At 69.7% G+C, this 17,494-nt stretch carries 16 protein-coding genes and 1 tRNA gene; 9 read left to right on the top strand and 8 right to left on the bottom strand.

The genetic code is table 11. From position 1 onward, the window contains the following. Positions 1-13: 13 nt before the first annotated feature. The 4 genes from ABZ795_RS19075 (at position 14) to ABZ795_RS19060 (ending at position 3,374) form a co-directional block, all read left to right on the top strand. The gene (locus ABZ795_RS19075; protein ID WP_357531303.1) at positions 14-1,759 is read left to right on the top strand and encodes a proline--tRNA ligase; all 1,746 of its coding nucleotides are present in this window, start codon (positions 14-16) and stop codon (positions 1,757-1,759) included. A 78-nt stretch (positions 1,760-1,837) separates the two neighbouring features. Beyond that, positions 1,838-2,263 carry a CBS domain-containing protein gene (locus tag ABZ795_RS19070; protein ID WP_327023492.1) on the top strand — a complete coding sequence of 142 codons (426 nt, stop codon included), beginning with the start codon at positions 1,838-1,840 and terminating at the stop codon, positions 2,261-2,263. Between the two features lie 26 nt (positions 2,264-2,289). Beyond that, positions 2,290-2,730 carry a SufE family protein gene (locus tag ABZ795_RS19065; RefSeq protein ID WP_327023493.1) on the top strand — a complete coding sequence of 147 codons (441 nt, stop codon included), beginning with the start codon at positions 2,290-2,292 and terminating at the stop codon, positions 2,728-2,730. An 8-nt stretch (positions 2,731-2,738) separates the two neighbouring features. After that, positions 2,739-3,374 (top strand): DsbA family oxidoreductase, encoded by a 636-nt coding sequence (locus tag ABZ795_RS19060; protein WP_357531302.1) that lies wholly within the window; start codon positions 2,739-2,741, stop codon positions 3,372-3,374. Between the two features lie 45 nt (positions 3,375-3,419). Here ABZ795_RS19060 and ABZ795_RS19055 read toward each other — a convergent pair whose 3' ends face one another. The 3 genes from ABZ795_RS19055 to ABZ795_RS19045 form a co-directional block, all read right to left on the bottom strand. Next, positions 3,420-3,965, bottom strand: coding sequence for a YbaK/EbsC family protein (locus ABZ795_RS19055; RefSeq protein ID WP_357531338.1), 546 nt, complete (start codon positions 3,963-3,965; stop codon positions 3,420-3,422). Positions 3,966-4,048: 83 nt separating this feature from the next. Beyond that, positions 4,049-4,243, bottom strand: coding sequence for a hypothetical protein (locus ABZ795_RS19050; RefSeq protein ID WP_327023495.1), 195 nt, complete (start codon positions 4,241-4,243; stop codon positions 4,049-4,051). A 64-nt stretch (positions 4,244-4,307) separates the two neighbouring features. Then, positions 4,308-4,943 carry a GAP family protein gene (locus ABZ795_RS19045; protein WP_327023496.1) on the bottom strand — a complete coding sequence of 212 codons (636 nt, stop codon included), beginning with the start codon at positions 4,941-4,943 and terminating at the stop codon, positions 4,308-4,310. Between the two features lie 250 nt (positions 4,944-5,193). Here ABZ795_RS19045 and ABZ795_RS19040 point away from each other — a divergent pair, with 250 nt between their 5' ends. Then, a complete protein-coding gene (locus ABZ795_RS19040) occupies positions 5,194-9,651 on the top strand; it encodes an HAD-IC family P-type ATPase (protein WP_357531301.1) in 4,458 nt (1,485 codons plus the stop codon). Here ABZ795_RS19040 and ABZ795_RS19035 read toward each other — a convergent pair. The 3 genes from ABZ795_RS19035 to ABZ795_RS19025 form a co-directional block, all read right to left on the bottom strand. Next, entirely contained in the window at positions 9,648-10,040 is a 393-nt protein-coding gene (locus tag ABZ795_RS19035; protein ID WP_327023498.1) for an ester cyclase, read from the bottom strand. The genes ABZ795_RS19040 and ABZ795_RS19035 overlap by 4 nt on opposite strands. Positions 10,041-10,316: 276 nt before the next feature. Then, positions 10,317-11,276, bottom strand: a complete 960-nt coding sequence (locus ABZ795_RS19030; protein ID WP_357531337.1) for an L-threonylcarbamoyladenylate synthase — start codon at positions 11,274-11,276, stop codon at positions 10,317-10,319. Between the two features lie 117 nt (positions 11,277-11,393). Beyond that, positions 11,394-12,155 (bottom strand): class I SAM-dependent methyltransferase, encoded by a 762-nt coding sequence (locus tag ABZ795_RS19025; protein ID WP_327023499.1) that lies wholly within the window; start codon positions 12,153-12,155, stop codon positions 11,394-11,396. A gap of 91 nt (positions 12,156-12,246) precedes the next feature. On the opposite strand from ABZ795_RS19025, the gene ABZ795_RS19020 reads away from it, so the two are divergent. Together ABZ795_RS19020 and ABZ795_RS19015 are read left to right on the top strand one after the other, a co-directional pair. Further along, positions 12,247-13,173: a MerR family transcriptional regulator gene (locus ABZ795_RS19020; RefSeq protein ID WP_357531300.1), complete on the top strand. Its 927-nt coding sequence runs from the start codon at positions 12,247-12,249 to the stop codon at positions 13,171-13,173. A 9-nt stretch (positions 13,174-13,182) separates the two neighbouring features. Further along, entirely contained in the window at positions 13,183-13,731 is a 549-nt protein-coding gene (locus ABZ795_RS19015; protein ID WP_327023501.1) for a hypothetical protein, read from the top strand. 156 nt (positions 13,732-13,887) lie between these two features. Here ABZ795_RS19015 and ABZ795_RS19010 read toward each other — a convergent pair. After that, positions 13,888-13,976, bottom strand: a tRNA-Arg gene (locus ABZ795_RS19010). A gap of 411 nt (positions 13,977-14,387) precedes the next feature. On the opposite strand from ABZ795_RS19010, the gene ABZ795_RS19005 reads away from it, so the two are divergent. Together ABZ795_RS19005 and ABZ795_RS19000 are read left to right on the top strand one after the other, a co-directional pair. Next, the gene (locus tag ABZ795_RS19005; RefSeq protein WP_357531299.1) at positions 14,388-15,335 is read left to right on the top strand and encodes a DNA adenine methylase; all 948 of its coding nucleotides are present in this window, start codon (positions 14,388-14,390) and stop codon (positions 15,333-15,335) included. A 39-nt stretch (positions 15,336-15,374) separates the two neighbouring features. Continuing rightward, positions 15,375-16,076, top strand: coding sequence for an HNH endonuclease signature motif containing protein (locus ABZ795_RS19000; RefSeq protein ID WP_357531298.1), 702 nt, complete (start codon positions 15,375-15,377; stop codon positions 16,074-16,076). A gap of 6 nt (positions 16,077-16,082) precedes the next feature. Here the strand turns inward: ABZ795_RS19000 and ABZ795_RS18995 are convergent, their stop codons facing one another. Beyond that, positions 16,083-16,613 (bottom strand): hypothetical protein, encoded by a 531-nt coding sequence (locus tag ABZ795_RS18995; RefSeq protein ID WP_357531297.1) that lies wholly within the window; start codon positions 16,611-16,613, stop codon positions 16,083-16,085. Positions 16,614-17,494 lie beyond the last annotated feature (881 nt).

Below are 17,494 nucleotides of genomic sequence, written 5' to 3'. Positions count from 1 at the left end.
GTACCCTGCGGCAATGCTGCTTCGGATGTCCACCACCCTGCTCCGGACCCTGCGCGAGGACCCGGCCGACGCGGAGGTGCCGAGCCATCGGCTGCTGCTGCGCGCCGGCTACCTGCGGCGGGCCGCGCCGGGCGGCTACACCTGGCTGCCGCTGGGCAAGCTGGTGCTGGACCGGGTCGCCGAGGTCGTCCGGGCCGAGATGGCCGCGATCGGTGGCCAGGAGGTGCACTTCCCGGCGCTGCTGCCGGCGGAGCCGTACCGCACCAGCGGACGGTGGACGGAGTACGGCGACGACATCTTCACCCTGGCCGACCGGCGCGGGGCCGAGCACCTGCTCGCGCCGACCCACGAGGAGATGGCCGCGTTGCTGGTGAAGGACCTGTTCACCTCGTACCGGGATCTCCCGATGACGCTGTTTCAGATGCAGACCAAGTTCCGGGACGAGGCCCGTCCCCGGGCCGGGCTGCTGCGCGGACGCGAGTTCCTGATGAAGGACGCGTACTCCTTCGACCTGGACGACGAGGGCCTGCGGGCGGCGTACGACCGGCACCGCGCGGCGTACCGGAAGATCTTCGACCGGCTGGGCCTGGACTACAGCGTGGTGCACGCGGTGTCCGGGGCGATGGGGGGTTCCGCCTCGGAGGAGTTTCTGGCGACCACCCCGGTCGGGGAGGACACCTACGTCGGCTGCACCGACTGCGCCTATGCGGCCAACACCGAGGCGGTCACCACCCCGGCACCTCCGGCCGGTGACCCGCACCGGCAGCCCGCCGTCGAGGTGCACGACACCCCGGAGACCCCGACCATCGCCGGCCTGGTAGCTCTGGCCAACGACCGGGCCCTGGCCGGTCGGACGGACTGGACGGCCGCCGACACCTTGAAGAACGTGGTGCTGACCCTGCGTCGTCCGGGTGTCGAGGAGGCGGAACTCCTCGTCGTCGGGGTGCCGGGCGACCGGGAGGTGGACCTGAAGCGGCTGGCCGCCGCACTTTCGCCCGCCACTGTGGACATCTTCGACGGCTGGGACGACCGTCCCGATTTGGTTCGTGGTTACCTCGGCCCCCAGGTGCTCGACAAGCTGGGCATCCGTTACCTGGTCGATCCCCGGGTGGTGCCGGGGACGGCCTGGCTGACCGGTGCCAACGAACCGGGCCGGCACGCCACCAATGTGGTGTGTGGCCGGGACTTCACCCCCGAGGGCACGGTCGAGGCCGCCGAGGTACGCGCCGGTGACCCCTGCCCGGCCTGCGCCCAGGGTCGGCTGACGATGCGCCGAGGCATCGAGATCGGGCACATCTTCCAGCTGGGCCGCCGCTACACGAACGCCTTCGCCGTGGACGTGCTCGGACCGCAGGGCAAACCGGTACGCCTGACCATGGGCTGCTACGGCATCGGGGTGTCCCGGGCGGTGGCGGCCATCGCCGAACAGCACCACGATGAGCGGGGACTGGTCTGGCCCCGCTCGGTGGCACCCTGCGATGTGCATCTGGTGGCGGCGGGCAAGGGTCCGCAGTTGGAGGCGGCGGTCGACCTGGGTGCCCGGCTGTCCGCGGCCGGTCTGCGGGTGCTGGTGGACGACCGGACCGGGGTCTCGGCCGGGGTGAAGTTCACCGACGCCGAGCTGATCGGCATCCCCCGCACCGTCGTGGTCGGCCGCCGCCTGGCCGAGGGGTACGTCGAAGTACGCGACCGGGCCACCGGCGAGCACACCGAACTGCCGCTGGCCGACCTGCTCCCCCATCTGACCGAGGACCGGTGAGCCTGCGCCGGATGGGGTGTAGCAGCCGGAGAACGGGGTACCGCAAACCGACCGACCTAACGTTCTCTGGAGGCTCTCATGTCCGACTATCGCGTCGCTGACGTGATGACCCGACAGGTCATCTACCTGCCGGCGGAAACCACCCTCGACGAGGCGGCCCGGGTGATGAAGGAGGCCGACATCGGTGACGTCGTCGTCACCGAGGGGGCCACCCTGGCCGGGCTGCTCACCGACCGCGACATCGTGGTCCGGGCGGTGGCCGCCAACAGCGACCCCACCACCACGACGATCGGTTCGATCACCACCCGCGAGGTGGTGATGATCGAGCAGAACTGCTCGGCCGGTGACGCGGCGGCCCTGATGCGCGAACGGGGGGTACGCCGGGTGCTGGTCTGCGATGTCGAACGCAAGCTGGTCGGCATCGTCTCCCTCGGCGACCTGGCGGTGCAGTTCGACCCCCAGTCCGCCCTAGGGCAGATCAGCGAGCAGGCCCCCACCCTGTGACCGGGGTACGCCGGTAGCCTGGCGGGATGCCCGAGATGCCGAGCAAGCTGGCCGAGATCGTCGACGAGTTCGCCGCCGCGCCACGGGACGTGGTGTTGGAGATGCTGCTGGAGTACTCCGAGGCGGTGCCCCCGCTGCCCGCCGGCCAGGAGGGCCACGAAGGCATGGAGCAGGTGCCGGAGTGTCAGACCCCCTTCTTCCTGCGCGCCGAGGTGACCCCCGAGGGCACGGTCCGGACCTTGTTCGACTGCCCACCGGAGGCGCCGACCACTCGGGCCTTCGCCGGCATCCTCGCCGAAGGGCTGGCCGGGGCCACTGCCGAGCAGGTGCTCGCCGTGCCGGACGACCTGTACCAGCGGATGGGTCTGGCGCAGGCGATCACCCCGCTGCGGGTGCGGGGCGGCACCGCCATCCTGGGTCGACTCAAGCGGCAGGTGCGGGAACAGATCGCCGAACCGAGGGGTTGACCCGGGTTATGGAGATCGACATCTACTCCGACGTGGTCTGCCCCTGGTGCTGGATCGGTCGGCGCAAGCTGGACCTGGCCCTCGCCTCCTACGAGGGCCCGGTCACCATCCGGCAGCGGCCCTTCCAGCTCGATCCCACCCCGGTGACGGAGCCCCGGCCCCTGCTGGAGGCGCTTAGCGCAAAGTTCGGTGGACCGGCTCGGGTCGGGCAGATGGTCGACCGGGTAGCCGGGATCGGCGCGGGTCTGGGGTTGGACTTCCGCTTCGACCGGGCGATCGCGGCAAACACCTTCGACGCCCACCGGCTGATCGACTGGGCCGCGGAGCGGGGTCGCGGGGCTGAGATGGTCGAGGTGCTGCACCGCGCCCATTTCACCGACGGGGTGGACATCGGCTCCACGGAGGCCCTGACCACCCTGGCAGCCGAGGTCGGCCTGGACGGGGCCGAGGTCCGCAGCTTCCTCGACTCCGACCAGGGGGTCGCCGAACTCACCGCCGAGCTGGATGCCGCCCGCCAGATGGGGGTGACCAGCGTGCCCGCCTTCGTGTTCGCCGGGAAGTACGTCGTCGCCGGCGCCCAGGAGCCGGCCACCCTGCTGGCCGCCCTGGCCGAGGTCGAGAAGCGCGAGGCCGCCGGCGCCTGAGCCGCCCGATGTTTCACGTGCAACAACATCGAGCAGGATGAGTATCTAGACCGGCTTGGCCAGATCCTCCACCACCCGCACGTTGGGCAGGGTGGCCAGCGCCGCCCCGGGCAACGCGATCTTGCTGTGCCGTACGCCGGAACCGACGATGACGTACGGCGCGGCCACCACCCGCGCGTCGACCAGGATCGGCCACTGCGCCGGCAGGCCGATCGGGGTGATCCCGCCGTACTCCATCCCGGTCAACTCGACCGCGTCGGCCATCGGGGCGAAGCTGGCCTTGCGCACGTCCAGAGCCCGGCGGGCCACCCCGTTGACGTCCACCCGGGTGGTGGCGAGCACCAGGCAGGCCGCGTACCGGGTGACCCCCTCCCGCTTGCCGGCGACCACGACGCAGTTGGCCGACTCGTCCAGCCCCACCTCGTACGCGGCACAGAACTGTGCGGTGTCGGCGAGTTCGGCGTCGATCGGTGCCACCAGCACCGAGTCGACCTCCACGGCGTCGGCCGGCCAGGCGGCCAGCGCGGCGGCCACCGGCGCGGCCAGCAGGTCGGGGCGGGTACGGGCAGGCTCGGTCTTCAACGTTCCCATCACAGCTGAGATCGTCGCATCCGCCGCAGGTCAGGCCGCCGGCAGCCGCCCCGAATCACCCGGTCTCCCCGAACTGGCCGGTCTCAGCCGTTGTTGAGGAAGCCGTGCTTGTGCAGCAGGGCCCGATCCCGGGCCGCGGCCGCCTCCTCCGCGCGTTGGGTCTGCACCCTGCGCATCTCGGCGTCCTCAAGGGCGTGTCGGACGGCCAGCCGGATCACCCCGTACAGGAAGACGAATCCACAGACGTACAGAACGCTGGTGACGACGAACGTGAGCATGACTCGACCGTAGGTCGGACCGACCGGGGACCAGGCCCGCCTCGGCGCCGTTCCCCCGAAGGTGTCACCGGGCCAGGTCGACGACGGTGAGCAGGAAGAACAGCGCGATCACCGCCTCGCTGACGATCCACGAGTGGGTGTCCGCCCAGGTCCTGATCCTGGGCAGCAGCACCCGGGCCCGGTCGCCCAGCAGCAGCAGGGCGAGCAGGGGCAGGGCGAGCAGGGTCAGGGTCAGCAGCACGAACGGCAGCAGGTGCCACCAGCTCTGATCATGACGGGCGGCGGTAGCACCGACCGCGATCATCGTCAGGCCGTCGGTCGGATTGGCCAGGAACAGCAGCAGGCCGACCCGGAAGGCGTACCCGGGGCTGGCGTGCTGAAGCCGACCCATCCAGCTCGGCGGACCCCGGTGACGAAGCAGGAAGACCGCGATCGCCAGCACCACCAGCAGTCCGAGGACGAGCCAGTCGATGGTCCGTTCCACCCCGTCGCGTTCCGTCCCGGTGGAGAACCTGATCCGGAACAGCCGCAGGGCCGCCCAGGCCACTGTCGTACCGCCGCCCACCACGATCGCCGCACCGGCCAGATAGCCCCACGAGGCGGCCCGGGGTCGGTCGGACGAGGCGAAGAAGACCGCCGCCACCAACTGGGTTCCGGCGATCATGACCACCGCCAGGGGCAGCAAGGTCAGGAAGCTCATCGGCGGCCGATCACCGCCGGACCCGACCGGCCAACCCTCATCCAGACCTCCCCGTGCCCGTCGTCATCCGGCATTCCACTCACCGAACCAGCTCATGCCCGACCGAACCGGAAAACTTCCCCCACCCGGACGGGCATAAGGGACGCCCCGGCGGGAAGCCAGGCCGCCGGGCCCGACCGGTAGGAGGCGAGATGGGGTACGGCAGAAGCAGCGGAAGGCTGATCGACCACCCGATCCGTCCCGGCCGTCGATGACATCGCTCGGCGGTCTGCTCCGCCGCCTCCGGCCACCGGTCGACGTACCGCTGGTGCAGGATGTCGCCCGGGACGCCGGGGCCACCGTCAGCAGGTTCGCCCGCACCATCGGGCTGAGCAGCCGACGGGTCTGGTCCCGGCCGGGACGCCACCACATCGAGGTGCACGGGGTCTGCCAGGACGGCGGCGACCTCCTGGCCCGCCAGGTGGAGACGGACCTGCAACGGATGCCCGGGGTGCAGTGGGCCCGGGTCAACGCCCCCTCCGGCCGGGTCATCGTCGCCGTCGACACACCCGGGCCGAGAGTACGCGACCTGATCGCCACCATCGCCCACACCGAACGCACCTGCCCGCACGAGCCGGACCCGGAGATCCCACCCCCGCAGCCGCCCGAAGAGGGACCCCGAACCGCCCGTACCCTCGGTGCCCTGGCCTCCGACGCCCTGGGCCTGACCATCTCCGCAGCCACCCGCATCCTGCCCATCACCCCCATCCCCGCCGAGGTGGCCGGCCTGCTCGGCGCGGCGGACCTGCACCCCAAACTGCACACCCTGGCCGGACTGGGCATCCGCAGCGACCCCCGCGCCGACCTGCTGTTCCCCCTGGCCGAGGCGGTGGTGCAGGGGCTGGCCGGGGGCTGGACCGGCATCGTGCTCGACGGAGCCCAGCGGATCGTGCAGTGGGGGGAAGGACTGGCCCAGCTGCGCACCTGGGAGAAGGCCGAGCCCCGACTGACCGGCGAACCCGATCGGGCCGTCGCCCGTAACCCGGACGGTGAGCGCCCCTGCCCCAAGCCGGACAGCACCGTCGACCAGTACAAGACCCGGATGCTCGGCGCCGGGGTGGCGGCCTTCGCCGCGGCCAGCCCGGTGATCGGCCCGAAACGGGCCGCCGCGCTGGGCCTGTCCGCGCTGCCCAAGGCCCCCGGCAGCGGTCGGGAAGGCTACGGCGCCCAGCTCGGCCGGATCCTGGCCAAGCGCGGGGTCATCGCGATGGACCGAAGCGTGCTGCGTGAACTCGACCGGATCGACACCCTGGTGCTGGACACCCGGGTCCTCGGCACCGACCGGGGCGTCCTGGCCGACCTGGCCCCGCTGCCCGGGGCGGACACCTCCCAGGTGGCCACGCGGGCGTTCGCCCTGTTCGAGCCGGACGCCCCCGACGAGGTACGCCGACGCGACGGCTGGCAACTCGGCCCGCTGGACCGGCTCGACGCCCACGACCCCGGCGACACCGAGGAGAGCCGTCGGCTGCGCGAGCGGGGCGGCAACCTGCTAGGCCTGGCCCAGGGCGGCACCCTGGCGGCGGTGCTGCGGGTGGAACCCGAACCCGCCCCCGGGGTGGACAGCCTGCCGGCGGTCGCCCGGCAGGCCGGGCTGCGGCTCATCGTGGCCGGCGACGACGCGCAACGGCACGCCTCCGCCGACGCTCTGCTGCCCGGGGGTGACCAACTGGCCGCCTCGATCCGCCGGCTGCAACGCGAAGGCGCCATGGTGATGCTCGTCTCCGGCGACCGGGCGGCGCTGGCCGCAGCAGACTGCGGCCTGGGGGTGGCCGACCCGCAGGCCCTGCCGCCCTGGGGCGCCCACCTGCTGATCGGCACCGAACTGCGGATCGCCGCCCTGATCATCGAGGCCGCCGGGGTGGCCCGCCGGATGACCGCCCAGAACCTGCGCGTCGGCCTGGCCGGCACCGGTCTCGGCGCCCTGAGCGCACTGACCGCCGAGCGGGCCGCCCTGCCCATCCGTACCCTGACCGCGGTCAACGGCGCGGCGGCCCTGGCCTTCGGTCACGGGGTGTGGCGGGCCTCCCGGCTCTCCGAACATGCCGAGACACCCGCCCCGGCGATCACCGCCTGGCACCTGATGCCGGTGCCGACCGTGCTGGATCAGCTCGGCAGCAGCCCGGAGGGGTTGACCGAGACCGAGGCCGACCAGCGCCAGGCCGCCGGTCCCGCCGAGGCCGCCGGGCCGGGCGGACTGCTCCGGGCGGTAGCCGAGGAACTGGTCAACCCCCTCACCCCGGTCCTCATCGCCGGGGCGGCCCTGTCGGCCAACTTCGGCTCCCTGGTAGACGCGGCCCTGGTCGGCGGAGTGGTCGGCGGCTCCGCCCTGATCGGCGCCGTGCACCAGCGCAACACCGAGAAGTCCCTGGCCCAACTGCTGTCCCGGTCCGCCGTCACCGCCCGGGTCCGCCGTTCCGGCACCGAACGAGTGGTACCCGCCGACGACCTCGTACCCGGTGACGTGATCGTGCTGGAATCCGGCGACGCCGTACCGGCCGACTGCCGGGTGCTGGAATCCGTCGGCTTGGAGGCCGACGAGTCCTCCCTGACCGGCGAGTCCCTACCGGTGGCCAAGACCGACCAGCCGGTGGTCGCCGCAGCCGTCGCCGAACGCCGATCGATGCTCTACGAGGGGACCACCATCGCCGCCGGACAGGGCACCGCAGTGGTGGTGGCCATCGGCACCGACACCGAGGCCGGACGCAGTCTGGCCCTGGCCCGACAGGCACCACCGGCCAGCGGGGTGGAAGCCCGACTGGGCAACCTGACCCGCGCCGCGATCCCCCTGGCCGCCGGATCGGCGGTCGCGGTGGTCGGGGCCGGGCTGCTGCGCGGCGTACCCCTGGCCCAGACGGCCGCGACCGCCGCGAACCTGGCCGTGGCCTCGGTGCCCGAGGGGCTGCCCTTCCTGGTCAGCGCCGCCCAACTGGCCGCCGCCCGGCGACTGGCCGGGCACGGCGCGCTGGTCCGCAACCCGCGCACCATCGAGGCCCTGGGCCGGGTCGACGTGCTCTGCTTCGACAAGACCGGCACCCTGACCGAAGGACACCTGGTGCTGGCCGGGGTCGGCGATGCGGACGGCTACGCCCGCCCGGAGGAACTCGACGACCGGTTGCGGCGGACCCTGGCGGCCGCACTGCGCGCCACCCCCACCGCGGATGATCCGAAAGAGTTGGCCATGCAGACCGACCGGGCGGTGCTGCAGGGTGCCCGCGCCGTCGGGGTCTGCGAGCAGGAGGCGGCCCCGGACTGGCGGGCGGCCGGTGGGCTGCCCTTCGAACCCTCCCGGGGCTACCACGCCAGCGTCGGGCAGACCCAGGGCCGACTGCTGCTCAGCGTGAAGGGCGCACCCGAGCAGGTGCTGCCCCGGTGCGCCACCCACCGCACCGGAGGTCGGGAGGAGCCCCTGGACGAGGCCGGCCGAGCCGACCTCCAACGGCAACTCAGCGAACGCGCCGGCGCCGGGCACCGCATCCTCGCCGTCGCCGAATGCATCGTCACCGATCCCGACATCACCGACGACGAGGTGACCGGCCTGACCTTCACCGGATTCCTGGCCATCGCCGACGGGGTACGCGCCAGTGCCGCACCGGCCGTCCACCGCATCCGGCAGGCCGGGGTGCACACCATCATGATCACCGGTGATCATCCGGCCACCGCCGAGGCGATCGCCGCCACCATCAGCGACGGCGATGCCCAACGGGTCGTCACCGCCACCGAACTGGACCACCTCGACGACGAGGCCCTGGCCGACCGCCTTACCGCCACCGACGTGGTGGCCCGCTGCACCCCTACCCACAAGGTCCGGATCATCCAGGCGTTGCAGAAGCGCGGGCGGACCGTGGCGATGACCGGCGACGGCGCCAACGACGCCCCCGCCATCCGGCTGGCCGACGTGGGCATCGCCCTGGGCCAACGAGGAACCCCGGCCGCCCGGGCCGCCGCCGACCTGGTCGTCACCGACGACCGGCTGGAGACCATCATCGCCACCCTGGTCGAAGGCCGCGCGATGTGGTCCTCCGTACGCCACGCCCTGAGCATCCTGGTCGGCGGCAACCTGGGCGAGATCGCCTTCAGCGTGCTGACCGCCGCCGCCACCGGTCAGGCCGCCCTCAACGGACGCCAACTGCTCCTGGTCAACCTGCTCACCGACATGGCCCCCGCGATGGCCATCGCCGTCCGGCCACCCGCCGACGAGCACGCCGACGACATGCTGCGCGAGGGCCCGGACACCTCCCTCGGCCAGACCATGACCAAGGAGATCGGGCTGCGGGCGGCGGCCACCACCCTGGGCGCGACCGCCGGCTGGACCTTGGCCCGCTACACCGGTCGTCGCCGCCGCGCCAGCACGATCGCCCTGGTCTCCCTGGTCGGTACCCAACTAGGGCAGACCGTGCTGGCCGGCGGCACCAGTCCCACCGTGCTCGCCTCCACTGCCGTCTCGTTCGGCGCGCTGGCCGCGGTGGTGCAGACCCCCGGGGTCAGTCAGTTCTTCGGGTGCACCCCGCTCGGGCCGGTCGGGTGGACCATCGCCACCGGTTCCGCCCTTGGCGCCACCTTCGCCAACGGCGCCCTGACCCGCCTGGTGGCCCGGCTGCCGCAGCCCGACGGAACACCCCACCGTCCACCCGAGCCGGACGGCGGGGCCGAGCCGGTCCGCACCAGTTAGCCGGCGAGCTGTCGCCGCACCGAGTCGGTGTCCATCAGATACCACATGAACTTGAACTTGCCGTCCTCGAGCTGGTAGAAGGCGGTCTCGGCGAACGTCACCGACGCCCCGGTGGGGTTCAGGCCGTTCCACTCCTTGACCGGCGTCCCGGTGTCGATCAGACGAGCGGCGATCCGGTCGCCCTCGACGACGATCTCCTGGATCTCCCAGTGGAGATCCGGCACGGCGTCGACGTGCTTGTAGAACTCGGCCACCATGTCGGCCATCTTGACCGGGGTGCCGTTCATGATGACCTCTTCGTGGGCGAAATCAGCCATGCGCTCGAACTCACGCTTGTTCGCCAACTCGACATACCGCAGGTAGAAGTCGCGCAGTTCCTGGGTAGACATACGCGAGTCAGTCGCAACAGAGCCCATGATCATTCTTCCGTTCTCTTGGCGCCGACCGGTTGACCCCGATCGACCGTCCGAGCGGAGCGGACACATGTCCGCGTTTTGTACCGCTCGGTTCTGGGTCAACCGTAGCAGGGTTTTGTACCGGTCGGTTGGTGAGCTGGCCCACGTTCTGTACCGATCGGTACACCGGATGTGGGGAGCACTCGACGGACACTGCCGACCACCGGCTCCGCGCCGCCCGCCCGAGCCGGCCGGCCCGGTCCACCCGGCCTAGTGGGGCCGCCAGGTGGCGGCGGCCCGCCGCAGCCGGTCGTTGACCGCCCGGCCGACACCGTTCTCCGGCACCGGCTCGGCCACGATCTCGCCGACGCCGGCCGCGTCCAGCCGGTGCAGCGCCTCGAAGAGTCGCGCCGCCGCCTCGGTCAGGTCACCGGAGACCGAGAGCACCTCCACCGCCGCCCAGTCGCCCGCAGGCCGGTCCCGAAAGGCCAGGTAACCCCGCCGCTCTCCGCCCTCGGCCGGCGGCTCACCGGCGGCCAGCAACCGCAACGGCGTACGCGGGGCATAGTGCGCGGCCAGCGCACCCGGCGCCACCGGCTGGCCCGAGTTGCCCAGCCGAATGATCACCGGGCCGGTGACCTTCTCCACCTCCTCGACCGGCAACGCGCCGAGCCGCAGCACCACCGGATGATCCCCCCGCGCGTCCACGATCGTGGACTCGATCCCGCACCGGGTCGGCCCACCGTCGAGCACCACGTCCACGGCGGCGCCCAGTCCGCGTACCACGTGCTCGGCCCGGGTCGGGCTGAGCTGACCGAACCGGTTGGCGCTCGGCGCGGCCACCGGTACCCCCGCTGCCGCGATCAGCCGCCGCGCGTACTCGTTGTCCGGCACCCGTACCGCCATGGTCGCCAGCCCGGAGGTGACGATCGGCGGCACCACCTCCGGCCGGTCCACGATCAGCGTCAGCGGACCCGGCCAGAACCGTGCCGCCAACGCGGCCACCGCCGGCGGCACCGACCCCACCAGCGGCTCCAGGTCGGCCACCTCCGCCAGATGGGTGATCAGCGGATCGAAGCTGGGCCGCGCCTTCGCCTCGAAGATCCGGGCCGCGGCCCGCGCATCCAACGCGTTCGCCCCCAGGCCGTAGACGGTCTCGGTGGGAAAGGCCACCAACCCGCCGGTACGCAGCACGGACGCCGCCTCGGCGAGATCACCGTCGGCGGGCAGGACACGAGGAGAGCCGCTGTTCACGCCCCCGACGCTAGCCGGTGGTCGGTCACCCGACGCCGCACCCCCGACCCTTCATCACATCCGCTGCCACCACCGGTCGACTCCCAGGTCACCTCAGGGCCGACCCACGATCAGTCGCAGCGAGCCGTGGAAGGTCGGCTGGTGGCGCAGATGCCCGTACCTGGCCTCCCACGCCCCCGAGTCGAGGTCGGCCCGCAGCCGCTCGACCGCCCGGCTCGCCGCCGCCTCGTCGACGAATCCCCACGCCGACTGAGCGGCCCGCACCGCCGGATCGAGCAACTGCTCCGGACGGGCATAGAAGGCCTCCGTGAAACCGTCCACACAGTCCACCGGAATCGGCACCTCGACGACCTCCACCTGGGAGCCGATGGCCGCCGCGATACTGCTGATCGCCGGGTAACGTCGGCGCTCCACCGCGATCAACTCCGGGGCGTACTCGGCCAGCCAGAAGCGATCCAGGGCCGTACCGTCGAAGGTGAGCACCACCACCGGGCCCCGCGCGACCCGGCGGATCTCGGCCAGGCCCCGGGCGGTGTCCGCCCACTGGTGCACGGTGACGGTCGCCATCACCGCGTCGAAGGCGTCATCGTCGAACGGGATGGATTCGGCAGTGGCATCCAACGCCGGCGCCGTCGTCGCCGGCCGCTGACCACGCATCCGGGCCGAGGGCTCGATCGCCACCACGTACCGGTCGGTGGGCTCGTAGGAACCGGCCCCCGCCCCCACATTCAGGACCGTACGGGCCTCACCCAACGCCGTGTGGACCAGCTCCGCGATCCGCGGATCGGTACGCCGCTGCGCCGCGTACCCCTGGCCCTTGGTCTCGTAGTCGAAGTCACCTGCGCCACCCCTCATGCGGGGCACGCTAAACCCGCACCTCGGGGTACGGGTCAAGTCCGCCCACGACCTTGACCCGTACCCAAGGGTGCGGGTTTAGCATCGGCTCGTGCGGGTGGGTGAGCTGGCGCGCCGAACCGGAACGACCATCCGAGCCCTGCGGTACTACGAGTCCGTCGGGCTGGTCGTCCCCCGCCGTCTCGGCAACGGCTACCGCGAGTACGACCCCATCGCGGTCCGGCTGGTAACCCAGATCCGGGAACTCATGGCCCTCGGACTCAGCGTCGAGGAGACCCGACCCTTCGTCGAATCCATCGCCGCCGGAGCCGACGAGGACGATGTCTGCGCCGCCGCACTGGCCACCTATCGCGGCACCGTCACCGCACTTCAGGAACGCATCGGCAAACTGACCGCGCAACGAGACGCCCTCAACGCCCGGCTGGACGCGGCAGCCAGCCTCCTCGTACCCGCCCGGTCACCCACCGGCACCGACCCGCATGACCTGATCGGCCGTCCCCTGCCGGCACTGCACTTTTACGCCACCGACGGCCGACCCGTCGACCTGGCCGCCCTCGGCCCGGGGCGAAGCGTCATCTTCATCTACCCCCTCACCGGCCGCCCCGGCCTGGACCTGCCGAACAGCCTGCTGGAGGTGACCGGCGCGCTGCGGGACACCGAACAACCCACCTGGTTCCGCGACCACCACGCCGAACTGCGCACCGCCGGGGCCGACCGGGTCTACGGGCTGTCCGCACAGTCCACCGGTTACCAGCGGGAACTCGTACACCGGCTGAGGCTGCCGTACCCACTGATCCCGGACCCACGACTCACCCTGGCCGCCGCCCTGGGCCTGCCCACCTTCACCGCCGGCGACATGACCCTGTACGAACGACTCACCCTGATCGTCGCCGACGACCTGATCGAGCATGTCTTCCATCCGATCCGCTACCCGGCGGCACACGCCCTGGACGTCATGCGCTGGCTGACCAAGAAACGCGTGAATCGGGCTCGACGAACCGAACGACCTCGCCCATAGACTCGGATGATGGTGATCGGGCAGGGCAACAGACCCCGGTGGCTGATCGGTGTCGCGGCCGTCGCCGTCGTCTCTGTCGCCCTGGCCGCGGGCCTGATCATCGGCTTCACCCTCCCGCCCACCGCCAACACCAGCGACCTGCCGCAGTCGATCACCGTGAACGGCGCAACCTACGACCGGGTCCACCTGGTCACGCTGAGGACGACCTTCCAGGACTCGGTGGACGTCCAGGTGCCGGCGACCTCCCAACCCATAGTGGTACGCGCCTCCTGCCGGCTAGCGGTCCTGCACACCAGCAGCGCAAACTCCGCGCTCGAACTGGACCTGTCGTGGACCCGTACCGGCGGCAACGCGGCCGACACCCCGGAAACCCAGGACGCTCAGTTCCTTCTCTGCCCGCACCGCCACGGTCAGGACCTGACCCGGACCATCGACCCTGCCTGGCTGCCCCGGACCGGGAACCAACTCCGGCTCGCCTGGCGACAGCTGGACACCTTCGCCGACATCCCCTCGGCCTCCCCCGCCTCCTGGGCCCTAGCGGTATACACCGCCCCCTAACCCCGAACTCCACCCACTAACAGCGGGTTGATCATGAGGTTGACGGCATTCGTTGATCTCCACACTGCCGTCAACCTCATGGTCAACGGGGCGGTTCCTGTGCGCGCGAAGTAAGCGGCTGGCTGTACTCGGAACGAGGTCAACCAAGGAAAGTGCTGGTGGAGCCCAGGGGACTCGAACCCCTAAGCCGCGAGCCTGGCTCGCATCGGGTCGAAGCGGACCGATCGCCGGTCCGACCTCGCTCCGACCGGTCAGCCTCTCTCGACGTTTCACACTGCTTGCGGCGCTCATCTGTACTGGCGATGTACTAGTTGATCTTTAGACGCATCGGCGGTGCCCATGCCTTGCAAAGATCAAGATACTGTCGCCCACCGTCAGGGACCGTCGCACGTCTGCTCGCCGTGTCGTCTGCCGTCGGTCCTGGGCTGTGTCCGTCGGCGGGCTTGGCTGTACGGGCGGCCGTGCACCCACACTTCTGATACGTAGCCCGGCTCGGCCGGCGTGTCCGTGGTCGCGTTCCGCTCACGTGCGCGGCCCCAGTCATCAGGCTCATCTATCCGAGAGGATTCATCACCTTCATGCCGAGCGAGATCACGCACCAAGTATCCTGCGGGCCGGCGGCCGGTTACGCCACTCACTGGGGCAGACTGTGCACCATGACGCCAGCCCCGATTGCTCCCCGACGGCTGCCTTCCCTCGACGCCGCGCCCCACGCTATTCCCTATCAGGGCAGCAAGCGGCGGTTGGCCCACGCCATTGTTCTGCTTCTTCCCGGCGACACGGGGCGGTTGATAGAGCCGTTTGCCGGCTCGGCTGCGGTGTCTATCGCAGCCGCGCATCTTGCAATACCAAAGGCTGTTGAGATCAGTGATATCAACGAGCCGCTAATGGCCTTATGGCAACGTATTCTGACAGACCCGGCGGCCTTGGCGGACGACTACGAGAGTATGTGGAACGAGCAACTCCCCGATCCAAGGCGTTACTACGATGAGGTTCGAACTAAGTTCAACGCGACACACGAGCCGCATTTCCTTCTGTATCTCCTAGCCCGGTGCGTTAAGGCTGCCGTTCGATACAACCGCTATGGAGAGTTCAACCAGGGTGCAGATCATCGCCGACTAGGCGCCAAGCCGACTACGATGAGGCCACGTCTGCTGGCGACATCAAAAACCCTCGCAGGCGCGACGGCACTTGCAAGAGACTACGCAGAATCCTTGGAAGCCGCCGGCAGCGGCGACGTCGTCTACATGGACCCCCCTTACGAGGGAGTATCGAATACCCGAGATCACCGCTACATGGCGGGAATCTCTCGTGAAAGCTTCATCGCAACTCTACGTAACGCGATTGATCGCGATGTCTCCTTCATCCTGTCATACGACGGCACCACAGGCACGAAGTCATATGGGAGACCACTGACCGAGGTGCTAGACCTAGAGCATCTCCATCTATACGCGGGAAAATCGTCGCAAGCTACTCTAAACGGCGAAACCGCGCATACCGTGGAATCTCTGTATCTGTCGCCAGCGCTTGTTTCTAGGCTGGGTGGTGTCGCTAAGGCGATTGAGCGGCTTCGTCCTGCAGAGGCAATGCCACTACTACCCTGAGCGTCATACTGCACATGGGAGCGGCTAGAGTGTCGGTCCATGGCAAGCCCTGATCCAGAGGACTTCAAAGCTTGGGTCCTGAGTCGGCCGTTGAGCCTTCGAGCCAAGAAGGCCGTCGAGCAAATGTTTAGTCAAGGCTTTGTAACAACCGCAGACCTAAAGGCAATGGGTTACGACCACCCTCCGCGTGCCATCGCCGACCTCAAGGATGCTGGCGTCAAGGTAGCGAAAACGATGGTGGTGGTCGGTGGCCGCCAGATGGCCCGCTATGAACTCGTCCCTGCAATTGGTGATGCAGTTTTGATTGGCCGGCGCAAACTTCCTAAGGCCTTTAAGGAGAGTCTCTGCGCGCAGTGGTCCTATCGTTGCGCTGTGTGCAACGGGAAATTCACTACAAAGGAGCTGCAGGCAGACCATCGAGTCCCGTATCGAGTGTCCGGAGAGGCACAAGAGCTCGTCCCAGAGGACTTCATGCCGCTGTGTCCCTCGTGCAACAGGGCGAAGTCATGGGCCTGCGAGAACTGCCCCAACTGGGATCTCCGTCTGTCTTCCGAATGCCAAACGTGCCTCTGGGGGTCACCGCAGCAATACCTGCATGTGGCAACGGTCCCGGAAAGACGTCTGCACCTGAGCTGGTCAGGCCAAAGTGAAGTCCGGGAGTTCGACGAGCTGTCTGCACGCGCTCGGGTGGAAGAGGTGACAGTAGCCGAGCTCGCGAAGCGCATCATCTCAGAATCCTGAGGATGGCTAATGGACGGCTGCTACTCTTTCGCGCTGTTTCGCGAGTGCCGCATAGGCGTCTACGGCGTCCCGCAGATTCGTGGACTCCCCCGATAGTTTTTCGTCCAGAAGCTGGTAGTCATGCTCGTTCAGCGGAATGAACCCTGCACGCAGCCGCAAATGCCATGCCCCGTGGAAGGCATCCAGCTCTGGTACTAGCGGCCCGAGGGTCACCATCTGAGACGGAGCCAACAACTGCAGAATCTCAACACTGCAGCCCATGCCGAAATTTCTGTTGCCAAAAACAACGGGCTGATCGAGCCGAGTTACCGGGCTCGTTACGCCTACCTTCGCGATCAGGCCAGACTTTCCGCGGAAAGGCACGGGGCGAAAGCAACGGCTAGTCACGTAGAGAAAGAGTGGGGAACCGAGGCTCAGGCCCGCCAAAGCTCTCTTCAACCGGAGATTGAAGGCGATGCGGCCCTCGCTTAGTACCCACGCGATGGCCCTGGCGTCGCTAAGGACGGCTATATGGGCGGCGGGCGGCGGAGTCGGCACCTCGATAGTCTACGAGGCGGCGTTCCCCGTTGCCTCATGCGGCTCGTGCCCTGAGATGCACGATGGATGCACCTACCTAGCCATCCCGTCTGCCGCCGACCCACACCCCGTGGAGCGGGCCAGGGCCAGGGTGACAAGGTGGAGCGCCCTACCGGACGAACGACCTTGGCACCCTGGCCCTGGTCTGCTCGGCTCGCCTGGGTCGGCGGTAGGCGGGATGGCATCCCCCAACCACTACCACCCACGGCCCCGGAACCGTTCGGCAACTCCATCTCGGAGTCGTCTGGCCCCCGCCGGAGGCACAAGCCCTAACCCCAACCCCGCTCCATCCTCCGCCCCCCTTTCTCACCCTCACCTCTTTCCCACCTCGGACCCCTGAGCGGCCGACGTGATTCCGTTCGGCAACTCGACCGGCCCCGCCGTCGACCGGTCCGCGGTTCCCGTCGTGAGGCTGAATGCGTGACGTGAGGTAGGACGTTGTCGTCCTGGTCCCGGTCGACCTCCGGGACTCGTCACCGGTTCCCTTCACGGAACCAGTGGGTGACGCGCGGGGCGGGCGTGGCTTTCGGGCCGGCTGACTTACCGCCCCGCCGCCGAAGGCGGGCGGGGCGGCGGCTCCGTCAGGAGCCGGTTACCGCGCCCGGCCCGCGCCGCGCGGAGCGCGCTTGATCTAGTACAGGCCAATTCGGCAACAGATCACAGAAAGCTCCGAGCCGACCAAGGCCAACCACGACACCCGCCTACCCGACCGGCACCTGTACACCCGCAACGACCGAGCAACCCGTGACCCGCAACGGCGTCCGTCCGGAACGAGCTGTCCTGCCGTGGTCGCGCGCTGCCGTCTCCTGGGATCGTCTTCCGTTGAGTCCGAGTGCTCCCCT

It is taken from the genome of Micromonospora sp. NPDC047134 (genome assembly GCF_040643455.1).
GTDB lineage: Bacteria > Actinomycetota > Actinomycetes > Mycobacteriales > Micromonosporaceae > Micromonospora.
The sequence above is the reverse complement of the archived record's forward strand: the minus strand, read 5'-3'. Positions and strand labels throughout refer to the sequence as shown.